Source organism: Hoylesella timonensis 4401737 = DSM 22865 = JCM 15640, from assembly GCF_000455445.1.
Lineage (GTDB): Bacteria > Bacteroidota > Bacteroidia > Bacteroidales > Bacteroidaceae > Prevotella > Prevotella timonensis.
Map to the genome: position 1 here is coordinate 129287 of NZ_HG417099.1, position 22113 is coordinate 151399.

General features: G+C 41.5%; 18 protein-coding genes and 2 pseudogenes. 1 reads left to right on the forward strand and 19 read right to left on the reverse strand.

Translation table 11 applies throughout. The annotated features are described in order from the left end of the window. Nucleotides 1–6: 6 nt before the first annotated feature. From rplW to BN35_RS10505, 8 genes are all read right to left on the reverse strand, one after another. Nucleotides 7–351: a 50S ribosomal protein L23 gene (gene rplW, locus BN35_RS10470; RefSeq protein ID WP_025071462.1), complete on the reverse strand. Its 345-nt coding sequence runs from the start codon at nt 349–351 to the stop codon at nt 7–9. A gap of 15 nt (nt 352–366) precedes the next feature. Further along, on the reverse strand, nt 367–996 hold the full coding sequence (gene rplD, locus BN35_RS10475) for a 50S ribosomal protein L4 (RefSeq protein ID WP_028900809.1): 630 nt from the start codon (nt 994–996) through the stop codon (nt 367–369). Further along, the gene (gene rplC, locus BN35_RS10480; RefSeq protein WP_008124679.1) at nt 996–1610 is read right to left on the reverse strand and encodes a 50S ribosomal protein L3; all 615 of its coding nucleotides are present in this window, start codon (nt 1608–1610) and stop codon (nt 996–998) included. Before rplC ends, rplD begins: the two co-directional genes overlap by 1 nt. Before the next feature lie 207 nt (nt 1611–1817). Then, nucleotides 1818–2123 carry a 30S ribosomal protein S10 gene (gene rpsJ, locus BN35_RS10485; RefSeq protein ID WP_008124681.1) on the reverse strand — a complete coding sequence of 102 codons (306 nt, stop codon included), beginning with the start codon at nt 2121–2123 and terminating at the stop codon, nt 1818–1820. A gap of 91 nt (nt 2124–2214) precedes the next feature. After that, nucleotides 2215–4329 (reverse strand): elongation factor G, encoded by a 2115-nt coding sequence (gene fusA, locus BN35_RS10490; RefSeq protein ID WP_028900808.1) that lies wholly within the window; start codon nt 4327–4329, stop codon nt 2215–2217. Nucleotides 4330–4352: 23 nt separating this feature from the next. Next, on the reverse strand, nt 4353–4829 hold the full coding sequence (rpsG, locus tag BN35_RS10495) for a 30S ribosomal protein S7 (RefSeq protein ID WP_008124685.1): 477 nt from the start codon (nt 4827–4829) through the stop codon (nt 4353–4355). Between the two features lie 238 nt (nt 4830–5067). Further along, nucleotides 5068–5451 carry a 30S ribosomal protein S12 gene (rpsL, locus tag BN35_RS10500; protein WP_025071461.1) on the reverse strand — a complete coding sequence of 128 codons (384 nt, stop codon included), beginning with the start codon at nt 5449–5451 and terminating at the stop codon, nt 5068–5070. Between the two features lie 296 nt (nt 5452–5747). Then, a complete protein-coding gene (locus tag BN35_RS10505) occupies nt 5748–6062 on the reverse strand; it encodes a DUF3467 domain-containing protein (RefSeq protein WP_025071460.1) in 315 nt (104 codons plus the stop codon). Nucleotides 6063–6370: 308 nt separating this feature from the next. Here BN35_RS10505 and BN35_RS10510 point away from each other — a divergent pair, with 308 nt between their 5' ends. Continuing rightward, nucleotides 6371–7252: a YitT family protein gene (locus BN35_RS10510; RefSeq protein WP_025071459.1), complete on the forward strand. Its 882-nt coding sequence runs from the start codon at nt 6371–6373 to the stop codon at nt 7250–7252. Between the two features lie 139 nt (nt 7253–7391). Here BN35_RS10510 and BN35_RS10515 read toward each other — a convergent pair whose 3' ends face one another. The 11 genes and pseudogenes from BN35_RS10515 to rplA all read right to left on the reverse strand — a co-directional run bounded on the left by BN35_RS10515 (nt 7392) and on the right by rplA (nt 22103). Continuing rightward, entirely contained in the window at nt 7392–8174 is a 783-nt protein-coding gene (locus tag BN35_RS10515) for a DNA-methyltransferase (RefSeq protein ID WP_248616646.1), read from the reverse strand. A 31-nt stretch (nt 8175–8205) separates the two neighbouring features. Beyond that, complete coding sequence (locus BN35_RS12860; RefSeq protein WP_051275167.1) at nt 8206–8550, reverse strand: hypothetical protein; 345 nt, start codon at nt 8548–8550, stop codon at nt 8206–8208. A gap of 2 nt (nt 8551–8552) precedes the next feature. After that, a complete protein-coding gene (locus BN35_RS10525) occupies nt 8553–9281 on the reverse strand; it encodes a hypothetical protein (RefSeq protein ID WP_025071457.1) in 729 nt (242 codons plus the stop codon). Nucleotides 9282–9289: 8 nt separating this feature from the next. Beyond that, a pseudogene (locus BN35_RS10530) lies at nt 9290–9681 on the reverse strand (DNA adenine methylase); the annotation flags it as partial. A gap of 438 nt (nt 9682–10119) precedes the next feature. Further along, nucleotides 10120–11415 (reverse strand): Y-family DNA polymerase, encoded by a 1296-nt coding sequence (locus BN35_RS10535; protein WP_025071455.1) that lies wholly within the window; start codon nt 11413–11415, stop codon nt 10120–10122. Beyond that, on the reverse strand, nt 11396–11854 hold the full coding sequence (locus BN35_RS10540; protein WP_025071454.1) for a LexA family protein: 459 nt from the start codon (nt 11852–11854) through the stop codon (nt 11396–11398). Before BN35_RS10540 ends, BN35_RS10535 begins: the two co-directional genes overlap by 20 nt. A gap of 215 nt (nt 11855–12069) precedes the next feature. Next, nucleotides 12070–16382 (reverse strand): annotated as a pseudogene (gene rpoC, locus BN35_RS10545) (DNA-directed RNA polymerase subunit beta'). A gap of 39 nt (nt 16383–16421) precedes the next feature. Then, nucleotides 16422–20234 (reverse strand): DNA-directed RNA polymerase subunit beta, encoded by a 3813-nt coding sequence (gene rpoB, locus BN35_RS10550; RefSeq protein WP_028900806.1) that lies wholly within the window; start codon nt 20232–20234, stop codon nt 16422–16424. 165 nt (nt 20235–20399) lie between these two features. Continuing rightward, nucleotides 20400–20780 carry a 50S ribosomal protein L7/L12 gene (gene rplL, locus BN35_RS10555; protein WP_008122427.1) on the reverse strand — a complete coding sequence of 127 codons (381 nt, stop codon included), beginning with the start codon at nt 20778–20780 and terminating at the stop codon, nt 20400–20402. Nucleotides 20781–20873: 93 nt separating this feature from the next. Then, nucleotides 20874–21392 carry a 50S ribosomal protein L10 gene (gene rplJ / locus BN35_RS10560; RefSeq protein WP_025071452.1) on the reverse strand — a complete coding sequence of 173 codons (519 nt, stop codon included), beginning with the start codon at nt 21390–21392 and terminating at the stop codon, nt 20874–20876. An 18-nt stretch (nt 21393–21410) separates the two neighbouring features. Continuing rightward, nucleotides 21411–22103, reverse strand: a complete 693-nt coding sequence (gene rplA, locus BN35_RS10565) for a 50S ribosomal protein L1 (RefSeq protein WP_025071451.1) — start codon at nt 22101–22103, stop codon at nt 21411–21413. Nucleotides 22104–22113: the final 10 nt, after the last annotated feature.

Below are 22113 nucleotides of genomic sequence, written 5' to 3' on the forward strand. Positions count from 1 at the left end.
TTTTATTTAAATATTGCTGTAAAAATCTATCGTATCGCCCTCTTGCAAAGTGACGATAGCCTTTTTGAACGCAGGCTTCTGACCTTTTACCAGACCAGCACGAGTATAGCGGCTTGAGCGCTTACCCGCATAACGAGCTGTGTTCACATCTATTACTGTAACATTGTACAGGCCTTCAATCTCTTTCTTAATTTGGAGCTTACTTGCATCTGGACGAACAATAAATCCATATTTGATTTCCGCTACTTTCTTACGGTCTTCGCCCTTTACTCGGTAAGTTTTTTCAATAGAAGACTTGTCTGTAATCTTAGTCATCTTCTCAGTGACCAAAGGTTTAATGATAAATGCCATATTCTATTGTCTCCTTTATTTTATTAAGATTTCATCGATCGCCTTCAGCGAGTTTTCTGTCATAATTAAAACATCTGCATTCAAAACTTTGTAAGTATTGAGTGTAGACGCTGTCATCACTTCAGCCTGCTGCAAATTACGAGCCGACAAATATACATTTTTATTTACTTCTGGCAAAACCAAAAGTGTCTTTCTACCATCAACTTTAAGATTTTTAGCAATATTTACAAAATCTTTAGTCTTTGGTGCGTCTAAATTAAAGTCTTCAACAACTACAATCGAATTTTCTTGTGCCTTATAAGAAAGCGCAGATTTACGAGCAAGCTGTTTTACTTTTTTATTCAGTTTGAAACCGTAGTCACGTGGTTTAGGTCCAAAAACGCGTGCGCCACCAACAAGTACTGGCGAATTGATGTCACCACGGCGAGCGCCACCGCCACCTTTTTGTCGTCCTAATTTACGTGTAGAACCACTTAATTCACTTCTCTCTTTGGTCTTGGCTGTTCCTTGACGTTGGTTGGCAAGATACTGCTTTACATCAAGATATAGCACATGATCGTTAGGTTCTATTCCGAAGATTGATTCGTTCAACGTAACCTTTCTTCCAGTCTCCTGACCATTGATATTTAATACGCTAACTTCCATTATTTCTCAATTAAAACAGTTGAACCATTGAATCCGGCGAAAGAACCTTTCACAATCAGTAAGTTCTGTTCTGGGATTACTTTTAATACTCTCAGGTTCTGGGTAGTTACTCTGTCACCACCCATCTGGCCACCCATGCGCATTCCCTTGAACACTTTAGCAGGGTATGAACATGCGCCAATAGATCCTGGCTTACGAGCGCGGTCATCTTGTCCGTGTGTGGACTGTCCTACACCACCGAATCCATGACGTTTAACAACGCCTTGGAAGCCTTTACCTTTAGAGACTCCTACTACATCAACAAAGTCAGCATTGCTGAACAGATCAACTGTAATAGTATCACCGAGGTTATACTCCTCTTCAAATTTGAACTCGGCCAAGTGCTTTTTAGGTGTTGTGCCGGCTTTCTTGAAGGTTCCCATCAGAGGCTTAGAAGTTCTCTTCTCTTTTGCCTCTCCAAAACCTAATTGAACAGCCTTGTAACCATCTTTCTCAACAGTCTTTAACTGGGTTACAACACAAGGACCAGCTTCGATAACAGTGCACGGTATATTTTTACCGTCGGCACTGAAAACGGATGTCATTCCGATTTTTCTTCCTATTAATCCTGGCATTTCAATAAATATTAATAATTAGTTTGTTAGTTTACGAGTTTACGAGTTTACGAGTTTACGAGTTTACAAGTTTACGAATTTTAGAGTTTTAGAGTCAATGCGTGGAGGAGTTTTAATATTATTCAATCAATTTCCTCACATTTCATCTCAACGTATTTACAATCAACGTTTAAGCTCTATCACTTCTTTACTTAGAAAGCTCATTAATTATACTTTAATTTCAACCTCAACACCGCTGGGCAAGTCAAGTTTCATCAGTGCATCAACTGTTTTTGCTGTTGAACTATAGATGTCTATCAAACGTTTGTAATTTGACAGCTGAAACTGCTCACGAGCTTTTTTATTAACGAAAGTGCTTCGATTTACTGTGTAAATTCTTTTATGTGTTGGCAATGGAATAGGACCGCTAACAATAGCACCTGTTGCCTTTACTGCCTTCACAATTTTCTCTGCTGATTTGTCAACCAACTGGTGGTCGTAAGACTTCAGCTTAATTCTAATTTTTTGACTCATGTTTGTTATAATTGAATGAATATATTGAAGAACGAAGGCACGTTTTAAGAGTCATACGCTAAAGCGTGCACTCCATCCTCATTAGCTTTAATTATAATAGATTCGCGTTACCCTTTACCTCTTCCAAAACTTCTTTAGCAATAGAAGTTGAAACAGGTGCATGGTGATCGTATTCCATAGAACTTGTTGCACGACCTGAAGTAATGGTACGTAATGCAGTTACGTAACCAAACATCTCTGCCAATGGAACCATAGCCTTCACAATTCGTGCGCCACTACGTGCTTCGTCCATACCCTGAACCAAGCCACGACGCTTATTCAAGTCACCAATCACATCACCCATGTTTTCCTCAGGAGTAACTACTTCTACTTTCATGATAGGCTCCATCAGCACTGGTGCTGCCTTAGGACATGCATTCTTAAATGCGTTGTGTGCAGCGAGTTCGAAAGACAACTGGTCAGAATCCACAGGGTGGAACGAGCCATCCGTTAAAGTCACCTTCAAGCCAGTTACAGGGAAACCACCGAGAACACCGCTCTTCAAGCAGTCTTGGAAACCTTTTTGTACTGAAGGTATAAATTCCTTTGGCACGTTACCGCCTTTAACCTCGTTGATAAACTGCAAGTCGCCTTCTGTGTAATCTTCGTCCTTAGGACCTACTGTAACGATAATGTCAGCAAACTTACCGCGACCACCACTCTGCTTCTTATAAACTTCACGCAGTGTAACGTCTTTGGTAATAGCTTCCTTGTAGTTCACCTGTGGCTTACCTTGGTTGCATTCTACCTTGAATTCACGCTTCAAACGGTCAATAATGATGTCCAAGTGCAACTCACCCATACCAGAGATAATTGTCTGACCACTCTGCTCATCTGTACGTACAGTGAAAGTAGGGTCTTCTTCTGCTAACTTAACCAAACCGTTGTCCAACTTGGCAATGTCAGCCTGGCTCTTAGGTTCAACTGCAATAGAAATCACCGTATCAGGGAACGACATAGACTCTAATACAATTGGATGAGCTTCATCACAAAGAGTATCACCTGTACGAATATCCTTAAATCCTACACCAGCACCAATATCACCAGCATCGATAGAATCCATAGGAATTTCCTTGTGAGAATCCATTTGGAACAAACGACTGATACGTTCTTTCTTTCCAGAGCGAGGGTTGTACACATACGAACCTGCTTCAATCTTTCCTGAATAAACACGGAAGAATACCAAACGTCCCATGAATGGGTCGGTAGCAATCTTAAATGCCAATGCAGCAGTAGGAGCATCGTCAGAAGGTAGACGATCTTCCTCTTCATCTGTATCAGGGTTCGTACCTACAATAGCTTCTGTATCCAAAGGAGAAGGCAAGAAAGCACAAATGTAATCCAACAAAGGCTGAACACCCTTGTTCTTATAAGAAGAACCCAAAACCATTGGAGTAAGCTCCATGGCACAAGTTCCCTTGCGGATAGCTTTGATCAGTTGCTCTTCTGAAACTTCTTCACCTTCTAAGTATTTCTCCATCAGGTCGTCATCGAAGTTTGCAGCCGAGTCTAATAACTTCTCTCTCCATTCATTAGCCTCATCCACTAATTCTGCGGGAATTTCAGCAATATCGTACTCGGCACCCATTGTTTCGTCATGCCAGTACATCGCCTTCATTTTGATAAGGTCAACTACACCCTTGAAGTTTTCTTCTGCCCCAATAGGAATTTGGATAGGACATGGATTAGCACCCAAAATATCTTTCATCTGCTGCACTGTTTCAAAGAAATTTGCACCAGATCTATCCATCTTGTTTACATAACCAATACGTGGAACGTTATATTTATCAGCCTGACGCCATACAGTCTCTGACTGTGGTTGTACTCCATCCGCAGCGGAATATGTTGCTACCGCACCATCCAATACACGCAGCGATCGTTCAACCTCTGCTGTAAAGTCAACGTGTCCCGGAGTATCAATCAAGTTAATCTTAAATTTTTTGCCGAGGTAATTCCAATTACATGTTGTTGCAGCTGAGGTAATAGTAATACCACGCTCTTGTTCCTGAGCCATCCAGTCCATTGTAGCAGCACCATCATGCACTTCACCAATCTTATGAGTTTTTCCTGTATAGAACAAGATACGCTCAGAAGTGGTTGTTTTACCGGCATCGATGTGCGCCATAATTCCGATGTTACGAGTCAAATGTAAATCGCGATTTGCCATTGTCTTTTACCTTATTTATTATGTTAGAATCTGAAGTGAGCGAATGCGCGGTTTGCCTCTGCCATACGGTGCATATCTTCTTTACGCTTATAAGCACCACCCTGATTATTGTATGCATCCATAATCTCTGCTGCGAGTTTCTCAGCCATACTCTTGCCGCTACGCTTACGTGCAAACTGAATCAAGTTTTTCATTGAAATACTTTGTTTGCGCTCTGGGCGTACTTCTGTTGGCACCTGGAAAGTAGCACCACCAATACGGCGACTTTTTACTTCTACTTGTGGTGTCACATTATCAAGAGCTTGTTTCCAAATTTCAAGGGGAGACTTCTCCTCATTCGCCATTTTTTCCTTTACCGTTTCGAGAGCCTGATAAAAAATAGCATAAGAAATGCTCTTCTTCCCATCATACATTAAATGGTTAACGAATTTTGAAACCTTTTGGTCATTAAAAACTGGATCTGGCAAGATCACACGCTTCTTTGGTTTTGCTTTTCTCATTTTTTTATTAATTTATGTCTGCGGAGGCTGTTATTTACTGTTCTTCAACACTCACTCCTGAGCATTTACTCAACCTTGATAATAATTCTCCAGCAAAACGATGAATATTTCTTTGAAGTAAAATTTCTAAATCATCGAGCTCTCGAAGCTTTTTGCACCTCACGTTCTGAAGTTATGTATCTGCTACATTCTTACCAACTGCAGAACTCGGTGATTTAGAAACCCGCTGCTGCCGTGTTTACTTCTTTGCAGCCTTAGGACGTTTTGCACCGTACTTAGAACGACGCTGTGTACGATTCGCTACACCTGCCGTATCCAATGTACCACGTACAATATGATAACGAACACCTGGAAGGTCTTTAACACGACCTCCACGAACCAACACAATACTGTGCTCTTGCAAATTGTGTCCCTCTCCAGGAATGTAAGAGTTCACTTCCTTTTGATTGGTCAAACGTACACGAGCAACTTTACGCATTGCTGAATTAGGCTTCTTAGGTGTGGTTGTATAAACACGAACACAGACACCACGACGCTGAGGACAATTGTCCAACGCTGGTGACTTACTCGTCTCTTCAATCACACGTCTGCCTTTTCTTACTAATTGTGAAATAGTAGGCATAATTTTACTTTTTTATTTATATATTTATTTGTATATTATCAAAACAGTGCGATTCAGGCATTCCATCTTTTACGACAAGACAAAATAAGCCTTTTCGGGCTGCAAAGGTACAAAAAAATATGAATACCACCTACTAAGTATGTTTCTGTTTTTTACGAGTTCTCTATTTTTAACTAAAAATAACTTTTGACTTGCTAAATTAGGCGTTTATTGACGCTTACCACAACAATGCAATGTATGAAATAAGGATGTCCATCAAAGTACATCTACTTGGTAAGTCCTCAAAACTCAATGGGCTACGCCTCTCCCTTATGCTTATCGAAAGGAGCTATGGTTTTACCTGCAGCTTCGGGCAATAATACTTTACCAAACTGTTGCTCGTATTTGTACATGTTTTCTTGTAAAGCCAATAGAAGACGTTTAGCATGCTCGGGAGCCATCACCACCCTACTAACGACCTGTGGCTTCGGCAAACCAGGTAACATACTGGTAAAGTCTAAAACAAATTCTGTGTTTGAATGTGATATTAAAACCAAATTGGCATACTTACCTTCCGCAACATCTGGGGATAACTCAAGCTGCAAACCTTGTGGTTGATTATTCTCTTCCATTTTTTATTTATTTAATCGTTAATATAATGAGCATTCAAATTTAGACATATTTTTTCAATTTCCCTAACAACACGAGCTTTTTATCACACCATTGACGTTTTATTAGCATTCAAGCTCCTCTCATACGTCCGCGGAATTGATAATACAGAGCAAAGAGGTATCGCGGAGAACCACCACTTCATTGAACAAAGCAATAACTTGTTTTTAGATGGCAATTACCGAAAAGATAAACAACTTTTTTGTAACTTTGCACCATATTTCTAATAAATAAGATAACAATTATTTTTTGCACAATAAAATAAGTAGTCATGCAGAGAAAAAAGTCAACAGAGCTAAAAGATTATATTATTTTGACCTTAGCCATGCTCATCGGCAGTATTGGATGGACGGTTTTTCTATTACCCAATCATATTGGAATTGGAGGAATTGCAGGAATCTCCTCTGTGTTGTTCTGGGGAATGAACATCCCTGTAGAACTAAGTTATTTAGCGTTCAACGCATTTCTGCTTTCTTTTGCACTAAAGATTTTAGGTTGGCGTTTCTGCCTGAAGACCATTTATGCCGCCATTGTTTTCTCACTATTTGTTTCGCTCATGAGACATCTAACTAATGACCAAGCCATTATTCGTGATGAACCTTTTATGGCGGCGGTGTTAGGCGGAGTGCTCTTGGGTAGTAGCGTTGGATTGGGACTCTCCTGCAATGGTAGCACAGGCGGAACGGATGTCATTGCCGCAATGATTCACAAATATCATGACATCTCCTTAGGCAAGATTATTTTGTGTTGCGACATATCTATTATTACCTCGAGTTACTTGGTGTTACATGACTGGCAGCAAGTATTATATGGGTACGTAGTTCTCATCGTTTCCTCCGCTTGTGTAGACAAGGTAGTGAACATGAGTCGACGTTCTGTCCAGTTTTTCATTATTTCAGATAAATACAAAGAGATTGGGAGTGCCATCAACACTCAAGTGCCACGAGGATGTACCACCATCAATGCCAATGGTTTCTATTCAGGACGCGACATTAAAATGTTATTCGTATTAGCCAAACAAACCGAATCAGCGATGATATTCCAAACCATTGACGAAATAGATCCTGCTGCCTTCGTATCTCAAAGTTCGGTCATTGGCGTTTATGGATTAGGATTTGACAAATTTAAAGTCAGGAAGAAATCCACGACATAGCATGACTCATTATTGGCATCACAAACCATATGCGCTAAGTGTTTATAGCTTTCCTCCACTCCCTATCGAAGGGGGTGGGGTGTTATACCCACAAAACCAATATGTAACGGTTACACCATCCAATACCAACTTTACGTATTTATAGCCAAGGGATTCCGTATTGTAATACAGAACTGTCCGATAAAAGAAAATCCTCTGATTGAGATATCATTCCATTTTGCTCTAAATGTTTCAGATAATTAAATCGGACACTCGGATTTTCCATTTCCTCTCTTCGTTTTTTACTCATGAGCAAAAAGTCTTCATCCTTTTCCAAACCAAGATAGTTTCTGCCTAACAGATTTGCAGCAATACCCGTAGTACCACTACCACTAAAAGGATCGAGAATCCACGAATGAGGCTCAGAACTCGCCTGAATAATTCTAACCAATACACCCAAAGGCTTTTGAGTAGGATGCTTACCGCACGATTTTTCCCACTTTCCTATTGAAGGTAATTGCCACACGTCTGTCATCTGTTTATCTCCATTCAGCTTTTTCATCAAGGCATAATTAAAATAATGGGGTACCTTAGGAGATTTACGAGCCCAAATAATAAACTCTGTTGAGAAAGTAAAGTCACGACAAGATATGTTAGGCGGTGGATTTGTTTTCGCCCATGTAATGATATTCAACACCTTGAAGCCCAATTTTAACAGTTGTTGCTGCACACTGAAAATATTATGGTGAGTTCCAGAAATCCAGATGGTAGCATTGTCCTTCATGTGTTCACGAACTGCCGTCAACCAACGCAAATTAAATGTATCTAACTCTTCAGAAGTAACAGGTTTGTCCCAATCTCCCTTATCCACACACACGACTTTTCCACTTTGGTAGCTAATGCCTCCTCCAGATAAGAAGTAAGGACGATCCGCAAATATCATGTCGAATTTGAAATCAAACTCCCTTTGAAGCTTAAAGAGATGTACATATTTGCTTTAATCGTTTTAGCACTTCAAATATATGCTTCTTGGGATATTCACAATATTCTTCATAATGTTTCTCTTCGTCTGTCCAATTATAATCGACAATAGTTTGAATGTCTCTTATTTGTTCTGTTGTTAAAACTTGCTTTACCATAATTTCTCTCATAGAAAAACCTGTTTCAATAATCCATGGATTATTTGTGAGTAACAAATCCATCGCTTCAGAATTGTTCTTGGCTTCAACGAATCCTAATATTTGACAATTATCAACATCTTCATCTTTATCAGGGGGTAACGTTGTTCCTTCTGTTGTATAAAAAACATATTCATTCATAGTTAAATAATTTGCCAATTATTCATATTTACACATTTCAAGCCCGTGTGCATAGCGACTACTCTTTCATAATCTATAAATTGCACACGAGACTTTATGTCGTTAAACATAGAAGCATTTATCTTGTCGTAGAACTCTTTTTTGCGGCATATATCTGCCACTATATAGAAATTAGAGAAGAAATCCTGCAACTCATAAAACTTGGATAACGAATTCTTAATGTCTGTCGTATGCTCAACTTCATAAAAATCAGAAGGCATTTCACGTTCGTTGAACCATATTACATCTACAGTCCTTGCCTTTCTCAACAAATAATCATAGGTAAAAGAGGGGATAGTATAGGTATCAGCGACTTCACATAAGTGCTTGTCAAGAAACATTCTATTCTTATCTTGTGACGGAATATAAGTCTTCTTGTTCCTATATTTTCCAATTTCAACGAGCAAGCCTTGATAATATCCATGACTAAATTGCTCTTCACTATATTTGTCTCCTTCTTTTATATTAAACTTTTTAAGAACTACTTTTCGACAATCTTCCAAAGCCCAAAGCCCCGATTGTATTCTAAAAATAGATTGGCTATTTTGAACTATTCTCCTTACTGAAGCTTCTGGTGTTTTTGTTTTCCATGACGAAAAATCAACAATTTCGTTAAGTCTGCGAAGAGTTGCAAACCCACCTTCTTTTCTTAAAGCTTCTATTACTTGATATTCTTGAGTCCCTTTTTTCATGCAATTTTTGTAGTGTTCTCTATCTGGTCAAGTTTTTCTCATTGTATCGTTGGCGAACAGTCATAAACATCTCACGTTTAGCCGCCATGTTGCGCAAAGAGTAATATTGCCCTTGTATTTCCCGTAAGTCAGGAATCAACTGCTCTACATTGTCACGGACTGTTTTGTAGCAAGTAATCAAGTCTGAATTAATGTCGTTGATTACAGCCCGTTTAATATTTGGATGCTGCCTCAGCATATAAAAAAGCATTGCCCCTCCACCTATAAAAGGTTCTATGTACGTTACATTTTCCCAATTGTCAAAATCAATTGGGAGCTGCTTATCTATTTGGTCTATCAATTGAGTTTTACCTCCAACCCATTTGATAAAAGGTTTTGCCTTTAGGGATTTACTTATCATATATTGTTTTTACAAGCGAACATCCATTCTGCAAAGAGTGATTAAATGCAAGGATAGTTATTTTTGGTTTGGAAGAAAATTAAAACCTTTTTATAGGGTGACACATCAAGCCACTCACTGTGTTCAAGGAGCTATGCGTGATACGTCTTATACTCCTTTCGGATTAGTCTTGCCCAACATCTTTCGCTCTTTATTGCGAAAGTACATAAAAAACTCTAATTACCCAAATTTTACATTGCACTATTTGCAGTTTGAATATACGCACGTGTAAGTTTTAGGAATGGAGAAATAGACAGAAAATACAATGAGATTGAGGTATCAAAATTAACCCATGGAGATAAGGGGCTTAACCCATGAAGATTGGAGCGTTAAGTGCATGGGTTAAGGAGGTTAACTCATGCTTACAATCTGACGAAGGATAAGTGGTTGATTTTCAAACTATTTCAACTCCATGATGTCGCTCCAACGAGTGGTTGGATTTTTGCTCTTAAAAACATGCTGTATCGCATCTGCAAACACTATAGCCTTGCCGTTTTGTTGTTTTTGCTTGTACTGCTGAGCTCCCAGTTTAACGGTTTCCGTACCCATGAGTTTGTTCAGACGATCTACAGCTTGATCTAATTTGATGTGCTTTTCCATTTGAGTAGCGTGGAAATCCAAGAAATTAGTTTGTATCGCAGCATCCGACTGAAGTCCCATAACCACAACTCCAGCTTTCTTGTATTGATATCCACTGGCGAAAATGTGTTGTAACCCTTGCGCTGCCGCCTGCACAATGACCTGTGTGGAATTTGAAGGAGTGAGCAACTGTACAGAAGTGGAATTCCAATACTGATCCAAATCTTCACGGAAACGATTGGTGTGTACAAAGACACTCACCACAGAAGCAACAGATTGTTGCTGCCGAAGTTTATACGCACACCGTGCGGCAAAGTTGGCAATGTGGGTACGCACAGCATCATACTCCGCCAACATACCAGTAAAGCTTCTACTGGTACAGATACTTTTCTTATGCGTCATCTCATCTATTGGCACACAATCCTCTCCCCAAAGCTCCTGCCAAGTGCGCATGCCAACCACCGTAAAAAGTGAACGTATCCACGACTTGTCATGCATGGCAAAATCATAAGCCGAATGAATGCCCATGGATTCTAATTTCGTGGCATGGCGACGCCCGATACCCCACACCTCACTAATAGGATATTGTTGCAGCGCTTTTGTCCGTTTCTCATCTGTGTCAATGATACAACAATGCTGATACCCCTCGTATTTCTTCGCATAATGACTTGCCATTTTTGCCAAAGTCTTAGTATGCGCTATCCCAATACTAATAGGCATTCCCGTATATTTTAGTATGCGATGACACAAAGACTCGCCCCACTGTTTCAAATCTGTAAAACTCATATCGGGCAAGACACAGAAACACTCATCGATGGAATATCGGAAACTCTGAGGTGACGCCTCTCGAATGAGCTGCATCACTCGTGCCGTAAGTTCACCATATAATTCGTAATTGCTGGAAAAAACGGCAATCTCATTATCAGGATATTGCTCCTTGAGTTGATAATAGGGCATGCCAGCTGGTATTCCCATCCGTTTAGCTTCCTTACTGCGGGCTACAACGCATCCATCGTTGTTGCTTAACACAACAACGGGCTTATGTTTGAGGTCGGGGCGGAACACGCGCTCACAACTCACATAACAGCTGTCACAATCACAAATCGCGTAATACATTGAGGTTTTTACAATTCTTGATGACAAAGGTAACAACGCCCCATATTTCAAAATCGTCATCATTGACAACCTTAATGGGCTTAAAATTCTCATTGGCAGGCATCAATTCGATATATCCCTCCTGGGCATGCGCTGTATTCAAGAATTTTAAGGTAAACTCGCCATTCACATAAGCCACGACAATATCTTTATCCTTTGGTTCTTCAGCCCGATCAATCACGGCGATATCACCGTCATAGATGCCTACTCCTATCATGGAGTCGCCCGACACACGCCCATAGAACGTAGCTTCGGGATGTTTTATCAAATCCCGATTAAAGTCAATCCTGTCTTGTAAATAATCTTCTGCTGGACTTGGAAAGCCAGCCTTGATAGCAGGAGCTATCTGCAATGAGAGTTGTTTGGCGAACTCGCCTTTCACTATTTTTATTTTCCCCATTATCAAATAACAGTCAACATACGTTGATGCAAAGATACTAAATTTAGGGTAGAAAACAGAGCAACTCGATGATTAGGTTCAAAATAGAGCGAGATTGTGAAAATCTACCTCATATAAAAAGTAAAAAGGAGGTGCATCATTATTAGTGATCCACCTCCCTTATATAGTTTTCTTGGTAGTGCATACAGCCTGTGCCGCAATGCTACCTCACCAAATTATTCGGAGAAATCGAGTACATTCTTGCGATTAGCCTCAATGCGCTCATATTCTTCTTTCGAGCCAACGATGAGCTTCTCCCACTGACGAAGTCCAGTTCCGGCAGGTATTAAGTGTCCGCAGATTACATTCTCTTTCATACCTTCCAGATAGTCAACTTTGGCATGGATAGCAGCTTCATTGAGTACCTTTATCGTTTCCTGGAACGATGCTGCACTCATAAAGCTCTTGGTTTGTAACGCAGCACGAGTGATACCTTGCAGAATCTGAGTTGAAGTTGCTGGAACAGCATCTCGAACTTCCACCAAGTGTAAGTCACGACGCTTCAACGAAGAGTTTTCATCGCGTAGCTTACGAGCAGTCACGATTTGACCCACCTTCAACACTTCACTATCTCCGGCATTGGTCACCACTTTCTTGCCCCAAATGCGATCATTCTCTTCTGCAAAATCAAGCTTATCGACTAACTCTTGCTCCAAGAATGTAGTGTCGCCAGGTTCGTTAATTTGAACCTTACGCATCATCTGACGTACAATAATTTCGAAGTGCTTATCATTGATTTTCACACCCTGCAGACGATAAACGTCTTGTACCTCATTCACAATATACTCTTGTACAGCGGTTGGCCCCTTAATTGCAAGAATGTCATTCGGAGTGATGACACCATCAGACAATGGCGTACCTGCTCGTACCGCATCATGTTCTTGAACCAAAATCTGTTTACTCAAAGAAACAAGATACTTCTTCTGCTCACCCGTCTTAGAGGTGACAATGATTTCGCGGTTTCCACGCTTTACCTTACCCATGGTAACCTCGCCATCAATTTCAGAAACGACAGCAGGGTTAGAGGGGTTACGAGCCTCGAACAACTCTGTGACACGAGGAAGACCACCAGTAATGTCACCCGCACCTCCAACGGCACGTGGTATCTTCACCATCGTTTGACCCGTCTTAATTTCAGCACCGTCTTCAACTACCACGTGACCACCTACTGGGAAGTTATAGGTGCCAAGCACCTCGCCCTTCTCTCCGATAATATCACAAGTAGGAACCAAAGACTTATCCTTAGAATCACTGATAATCTTTTCGGTCAAACCTGTAGTATCGTCCGTCTCAGCGTGATAAGTTTTTCCAGCAACCACGTCATTGAACTTCAACTTACCTTCGTATTCTGAAACGATGACAGCATTGAATGGGTCCCATTTTGCAATAAGCGTTCCCTTCTCAACGGTATCACCATGCTTATAATACAACGAACTTCCATAAGGAACGTTCATCGTACTAAGCACAATATCGGTATGAGGATCGATGAAACGAATTTCTGCCAGACGACTAACAACCTTCAAGCATTTAACATCTTTCACTCCATCGTTCTCTACATAAGGAACAGTACGCAACTCGTCAAACTCAATTTTGCAATCATTTTTAGCAACAATAGAAGCATTGGCAGCTGCGTTACCTGCCACACCACCAGCGTGGAAGGTTCGAAGTGTCAACTGTGTACCTGGCTCACCAATAGCCTGTGCAGCAATCACACCAACTGCCTCGCCTTTCTGTACCATGCGCGCCGTTGCCAAGTTTCGTCCGTAGCATTTCTTACAAACGCCATGCTTACTTTCACAAGTCAAGACCGAACGAATCTCTACGCTCTCAATAGGAGACTCGTCAATGAGTCGTGCCTTCTCTTCTGTGATCTCTTCACCAGCAGCAACAATAAGTTCGCCCGTTGTTGGATGTATGATATCATGAACGGATACACGACCTAAGATTCGCTCATAGAGTGTTGAGATAATTTCATCACCACTCTTCAAAGCCGTACAGATAAGTCCTCTTAAAGTTCCACAGTCTTCCTCGTTGATGATGACATCATGAGAAACATCCACCAATCGACGTGTCAAGTATCCAGCATCGGCTGTCTTCATAGCCGTATCAGCCAAACCTTTTCGAGCACCGTGTGAGGAAATAAAATACTCGAGCACTGACATACCTTCCTTAAAGTTGGAGAGAATAGGATTTTCAATAATCTGTTGTCCCTCTGCTCCTGCCTTTTGTGGTTTAGCCATCAAACCACGCATACCCGAGAGCTGCTTAATCTGGTCCTTAGAACCACGAGCTCCTGAATCAAGCATCATGTAGACAGCGTTAAAACCTTGGTCGTTTTCGGTCATCTCTTTCATGAGGACATCACCCAACTCATTATTCACATGAGTCCAAGCATCAATCACCTGATTGTAACGCTCGGTGTCGGTAATGAATCCCATTTCATAGTTAGCTTTGATTTGGTTGACTTCGTCCTGCCCTTTCTTCACTATTCCCACTTTACTTTCAGGAATGATAATATCATCAAGGTTGAAAGACAAACCTGCAACATACGCCATGCGATAACCTAAGTTCTTGATACCATCGAGGAATTCGCATGCGCGAGCCATACCAACAACCTTAATTACATCTGCAATAATGGTGCGCAAAGTCTTCTTAGAAATGATGTCGTTGAAGTAGCCCACTTCATCGGGAATGATACCATTCACAATAACACGACCCACGGAGGTTTCTACCACACGGTCTTGCAACTTACCATCCACCAAGTCCTTCACCACTACTTTGACACGCGCATGTAAGTCGCACTTCTTTTCGTTGTAGGCAATAATTGCTTCTTCAGGACCATAGAACGAAAGACCTTCACCCTTTGCACCTGGACGAATTTTAGTAATATAATACAAGCCTAACACCATATCCTGTGACGGAACAGTGATAGGAGCACCGTTGGCTGGGTTGAGGATGTTATGACTCTGAAGCATCAGTATTTGAGCCTCGAGAATCGCCTCGTTGCTTAAAGGAAGGTGAACCGCCATTTGGTCACCATCGAAGTCTGCATTGAACGCTGTACAAGCCAACGGATGCAACTGAATAGCTTTACCCTCAATAAGTTTGGGTTGGAATGCTTGGATTCCCAAGCGGTGCAAAGTAGGAGCACGGTTCAACAGAACGGGATGTCCTTTCATCACATTCTCTAAAATGTCCCAAATCACAGGCTCACGTCGGTCAACTATCTTCTTGGCACTCTTCACAGTCTTCACGATGCCACGCTCAATGAGCTTGCGAATCACAAATGGTTTGTACAGTTCGGCAGCCATCAATTTAGGCAAACCGCACTCGCCCATCTTCAATTCTGGACCAACCACAATTACCGAACGCGCCGAATAGTCTACACGCTTACCAAGAAGATTTTGGCGGAAGCGTCCTGCTTTACCCTTGAGAGAATCAGACAAAGATTTCAAAGGACGGTTGCTCTCACTCTTCACCGCACTACTCTTGCGAGAATTATCAAACAGAGAGTCGACAGCCTCTTGCAACATACGCTTCTCATTACGTAAAATCACCTCAGGAGCTTTGATTTCCATGAGTCTCTTCAAGCGATTATTACGAATGATAACACGACGATAGAGGTCGTTCAAGTCTGAGGTGGCAAAGCGTCCACCATCCAACGGAACCAGCGGACGAAGCTCGGGTGGAATGACTGGTACTATCTTTAGAATCATCCATTCTGGACGGTTGATATCTTTGCTCTGACGGAAAGCTTCTACTACCTGTAAACGTTTCAAGGCTTCCGTTTTACGCTGCTGACTTGTGTCATTGTTCGCCCGATCGCGCAATTCATATGAAATTGAATCCAAATCCAAGTTAGCCAACAAATCATACACAGCCTCGGCACCCATCTTAGCGATAAACTTATTGGGGTCGGCATCATCTAAGCGGTCATTGTTAGGATCTAACTGATGATCAAGAATATCTAAATATTCATCTTCTGTCAGTAAATCCATTACATGAGAGCCGTTCATCTCTATACCATCGCCATCCTTGCGTCCTTCCATGACACCAGGCTTGATAACGACATACTTCTCGTAGTAGATAACGGAATCAAGTTTTTTTGTGGGCATTCCCAATAGATAACCTATCTTGTTGGGTAATGAACGGAAATACCAAATATGGGCAACAGGAACAACCAGCTCGATATGACCCGAACGCTCACGACGAACCTTCTTCTCGGTCACCTCAACTCCACATCGATCGCAGACAATCCCTTTATAGCGAATTCGTTTGTATTTACCACAAGCACACTCATAGTCCTTCGTTGGTCCAAAAATGCGCTCACAGAAAAGGCCATCACGCTCAGGCTTGTAGGTTCGATAATTGATGGTTTCGGGTTTTGTCACCTCACCATACGAATTTTCGAGAATTTCCTCAGGAGATGCCAAGCTAATGGTTATCTTGGTAAAATTTTTTTTATTTTTGTATCTTTCTTAAAAGCCATGTTCTATATCTTTATTGTGTGAATACAATGTAGGAAAAATTAATCGAGTTTCACACTCAATCCGAGTCCACGCAATTCATGCAGCAGCACGTTCAACGATTCTGGAATTCCTGGTGTTGGCATTCCATCACCCTTCACGATAGCCTCGTATGCCTTGCTACGTCCTACAGTATCATCAGACTTAACTGTCAAAATCTCCTGTAATACGTGGCTGGCGCCAAAGGCCTCAAGTGCCCATACCTCCATCTCACCGAAACGTTGTCCACCAAATTGTGCTTTACCACCAAGTGGCTGTTGGGTAATCAATGAATAAGGGCCTATTGAGCGTGAGTGCATTTTGTCTTCAACCATGTGACCGAGCTTCAAGAAGTAAGTAATACCTACGGTAGCTGGTTGATCAAACTTCTCTCCTGTCTCACCATCGTAGAGGTGAGTAGAGCACAAGTGAGGTAACCCCGCTTTCTCGGTCCATTCAGACAGGTCTTCAAGTTTTGCGCCATCGAAAATCGGAGTAGCAAACTTGACGCCCAACTTCAATCCGGCTGCACCAAGAATCGCTTCGAAAATCTGACCGAGGTTCATTCGAGAAGGCACGCCCAATGGGTTGAGTACCAAGTCTACTGGACGACCATCTTCTAAGAACGGCATATCCTCAGCACGTACTATCTTTGATACGATACCCTTGTTTCCATGTCGACCAGCCAATTTGTCTCCGACACTAATCTTACGTTTCTTCGCAATATAAACTTTTGCCATTTGCAACACGCCAGAAGGTAGCTCATCTCCAATCGAAATAGCAAACTTACGACGCTTCAGCTCGGCATCTAACATTTTATATTTACGGATATAGTTCATGATTAAGGCTTGAATGAGCTTATTGGTATGCTCATCATCGGTCCAATCATTCGACTGTATGCCATCATACTCTAAGTTTTTCAAAGCAGCAGCGGTGAAGCTACTTCCCTTCGTAATGATTTCAGCACCCGTATAGTCTTTAACTCCTTGTGACTTTTTGTCTTCGGTCAACGTAAGGAGTTTGTCAACCAATATATCTTTCAGGTCATTATTCTTAGCTTCGTACTCTTCATCAATTTTAGCTAAGATAACCTTGTCATGTTTCTTTGATTCCCTTGTTTTAATGGCACGGCTGAAAAGTTTCTTGTCGATAACCACACCACTCAGCGAAGGATTGGCTTTCAAAGAAGAGTCTTTTACATCGCCAGCCTTGTCGCCAAAGATAGCGCGTAACAGCTTTTCTTCTGGTGAAGGATCACTCTCTCCCTTTGGAGAAATCTTACCAATCAAAATATCTCCTGGCTCCACCCTTGCGCCAACACGGATGACACCATTTTCGTCCAAATCTTTGGTTGATTCTTCACTGACATTAGGAATATCGCTGGTGAATTCCTCCATACCTCGTTTGGTTTCACGAACATCCAGAGAATATTCATCTACGTGTACAGATGTCAGCACATCGTCACGAACTACCCGTTCAGAAATCACGATGGCATCCTCGTAGTTATATCCTTTCCAAGGCATGTAAGCCACCAGAAGATTTCTACCGAGTGCCAATTCGCCATTTTCCGTAGCATATCCTTCTGTTAAAATATCACCAGCTTTGACACGTTGCCCTTTATTGCAAATAGGACGAAGGTCTATGGTCATATTTTGGTTAGTGCGTCGGAACTTTGGAATGCGATATTCTTTCAATGCAGGTTCGAAACTTACAAATTCCTCGTCTTCTGTCCGATCGTAGAGAATACGTATCGTAGTAGCATCTACATATTCCACGACACCATTGCCTTCTGCTGTTATCATCGTACGTGAATCTTCACATACCTGTTTCTCTAAGCCCGTACCAACGATAGGAGCATCGTTATGGAGCAAAGGAACAGCCTGACGCATCATATTACATCCCATCAATGCGCGGTGTCCATCATCATGCTCTAAGAAAGGAATTAACCCTGCGGATACGGAAGCAATCTGCTGTGGAGAGACGTCTACCAGTGCAACCTGGTCAGGATCTACCACAGGATAATCTGCATCTTGACGGCATTTCACGTAATCACGGATAAACGAACCATCTGGACGCAATGGTGCATTTCCTTGTCCAACAATCAAGTCCTCCTCTTCCTCTGCAGTCATGAAAACGATATGGTCGTTATTCATATCTACCTTGGCATTCTTCACCTTTCGATAAGGGGTGACGATAAAGCCAAGATCATTAATCTTTGCATAGATACATAGGGAGGAAATCAAACCAATATTCGGTCCTTCAGGACTCTCAATTGGACACAAACGACCATAGTGTGTATAGTGAACGTCACGAACTTCGAAGCCAGCTCGCTCACGAGACAAGCCACCAGGTCCCAATGCAGACAAACGACGTTTGTGTGTTACCTCTGCCAAGGGGTTCGTCTGGTCCATGAACTGTGACAAAGGATTAGTTCCAAAGAACGAATTGATTACACTGGTTATGGTTTTGGCATTGATTAAGTCAGTAGGTGTAAAGACCTCATTATCGCGAACGTTCATGCGCTCACGAATGGTTCTGCTCATACGAGCCAAGCCTACAGAGAACTGGTTGGATAGCTGTTCACCAACGGTGCGCACACGGCGGTTTGACAAGTGGTCAATATCATCAACCGTTGCATTTGAGTTAACCAACTGTATCAAATATTTGATAATCTCGATGATATCATCTTTCGTCAAAACACGGATATCCATATCCGTTTCAAGACCTAATTTCTTATTGATACGATAGCGACCTACTTCACCTAAATCGTAGCGTTTATCTGAAAAGAAAAGATTGTTAAAGACCTCTCTTGCACTGGCATCATCGGCAGGATCGGCATTGCGAAGTTGGCGATAGATATAATTAACAGCCTCCTTCTCTGAATTGGAAGGATCTTTCGATAACGTATTGAAAATAATCGCAAACTTGTTAGCCAATTCAGAATCACGGTGTAATAAAATGGTAGATGCACCACTGTCTATAATGTCTGCCACATTATCTTCCGTAATTTCTGTTTCGCGCTCCATGATGACCTCATTTCGCTCAATAGATACAACTTCGCCTGTATCTTCGTCTACGAAGTCTTCATTCCAGCTTTTCAAAACGCGAGCAGCCAAACGGCGACCAATCGAAGCTTTCATATTCTTCTTATTCACCTTCACCTCCTCGGCAAGGTCGAAAATCTGAAGAATGTCCTTATCTGATTCGTAGCCTATGGCACGCAGTAAGGTAGTAACGGGTAATTTTTTCTTTCGATCAATGTAAGCATACATCACATTGTTTATGTCTGTAGCAAACTCAATCCAAGAGCCCTTAAATGGGATAATACGAGCAGAATAAAGGGTAGTACCATTGGCATGGACGCCTTGTCCGAAGAAGACACCTGGCGAGCGATGCAATTGAGAAACAACCACACGTTCGGCTCCGTTGATAACAAATGTACCATTGTCCGTCATGTAAGGAATAGTACCAAGGAATACATCCTGTATAAACGTACCAAAATCCTCGTGATCTGGATCTGTACAATAAAGCTTCATCTTGGCCTTCAAGGGTACGCTATAGGTCAACCCACGCTCTAAACACTCATCAATAGAATAACGGGGCGGATCTATAAAATAATCCAAGAACTCAAGAACGAAGTTATTTCTTGTATCGGTAATAGGGAAGTTCTCTGAGAACACCTTATAGAGACCGTCATTCTTGCGTTCTTCCGGAGGAGTTTCCAACTGTAAGAAATCCTTGAAGGACTTTAACTGCACATCGAGAAAATCCGGATAAGGTACCGGATTATGCACGCTTGCAAAATTAATTCTGTTATCAACACTTTTTGTAGCCATAAATAAAATCAGTGGGAGTAGTCTCCCCTTTGCTCGTTAACAATTTGTTGTCTTAAGACACAAAAAGGTCAGGATTCGCCTACTGGACAAATCCTAACCGTAATCATAATAAGTGGGTTTAGGAGATGCGACTATTCACGCTGTCGCATCTCCTAAAAGAGAGATTTACTTCAATTCAATCTTAGCACCAGCCTCTTCGATGGCCTTCTTCAAGTTCTCAGCTTCTTCCTTAGACAAGCCTTCCTTGATGGTTGCAGGAGCACCGTCAACAAGATCTTTAGCTTCCTTCAAGCCAAGACCACAAGCTTCTTTTACAGCCTTAACAACCTGAAGCTTGGTAGCTCCAACTTCGGTCAATACAACGTCAAAAGACGTCTTCTCTTCAGCTGCACCAGCTGCACCACCAGCAGCAGGACCAGCAGCTACAGCAACAGCTGCTGCAGCAGGCTCAATACCATACTCGTCCTTGAGGACTGTTGCCAACTCGTTTACTTCTTTAACTGTCAAATTTACTAATTCTTCAGCAATAGCTTTAATATCTGCCATTTTATTCTAAATTTAATTTATTTTTAATTCTTTATTTGATTTGACTTTTGGTAGATGACTCTACACATCAACAGGAAGAGTCAACGGAATAATTTATTCTGGACGTTCTCCCAATGTTTGGAGTACACCATGAATGGTATTACCACCAGATTGAAGTGCAGAAACAACATTCTTTGCGGGTGATTGCAGCAATGCAACAATCTCTGCGATAACTTCGTTCTTGCTCTTCAATGCGGCCAACTCTGCCAGCTTATCAGCACCAATATATACGCTTTCCTCAGCATAAGCTGCCTTCAGTGCAGGAAAATCTTGCTTATCATATTCCTTCAGCAGCTTGGCAGGTACGTTTGCTGTCTGTGCAAACATCACAGCAGTGCTTCCCACTAAGCAGTCATATAAAGGTTCGAAATCAACATCAGATGCGTCAAGAGCTTTGCGAAGAAGTGTATTTTTAACTACAACCATCTTCACTTCATTCTTAAAACACTTCCGACGTAGCTGAGAGGTAGCCTCTGCATTCAACCCAGTAACATCTACTAAGTAAAAATGAGGATACTCCTTCAGTTTCTCGCCTAATTCTACAATGATAGTATCTTTTATTTCTTTCTTCATTTTACAAAACTTTTAGAGTTATTCAACTGATTTAGGATCAATCTTGATACCCTTACTCATAGTGCTTGAAATAAAGATACTCTTGAGATATGTACCTTTAGCAGCAGTTGGTTTTAACTTGATAACGGTAGAGACAAACTCTTTTGCGTTATCATAAATCTGCTCAGGAGTCATGCTGATTTTGCCGATAGAGGTATGAATAATACCAGACTTATCAACCTTAAAATCAATTTTACCTGATTTGATTTCTTTCACTGCCTTAGCAACATCCATCGTCACCGTTCCACTCTTGGGGTTAGGCATCAAGCCACGTGGTCCAAGTACACGACCTAAAGGACCAACTTTACCCATACAAGATGGCATCGTAATAATCACGTCTATATCCGTCCATCCACCTTTGATCTTTTCGATGTATTCGTCAAGACCAACGTAGTCAGCGCCAGCTTCTTTCGCAGCAGCCTCTTGGTCAGGAGTACAGAGACATAGCACACGAGTAACTTTACCAGTTCCATGAGGAAGTGTAACGACACCTCTCACCATCTGGTTCGCTTTTCGTGGGTCTACGCCTAAACGCATATCAATATCAAGAGAGGCATCAAACTTGGTGGTAGTAATTTCCTTCACCAATTCTGAAGCTTCTTTTAATGTGTATGCCTTCCCTGCTTCAACCTTATCAGCTACTGATTTCTGATTTTTTGTCAGTTTACTCATTTTTTAATTG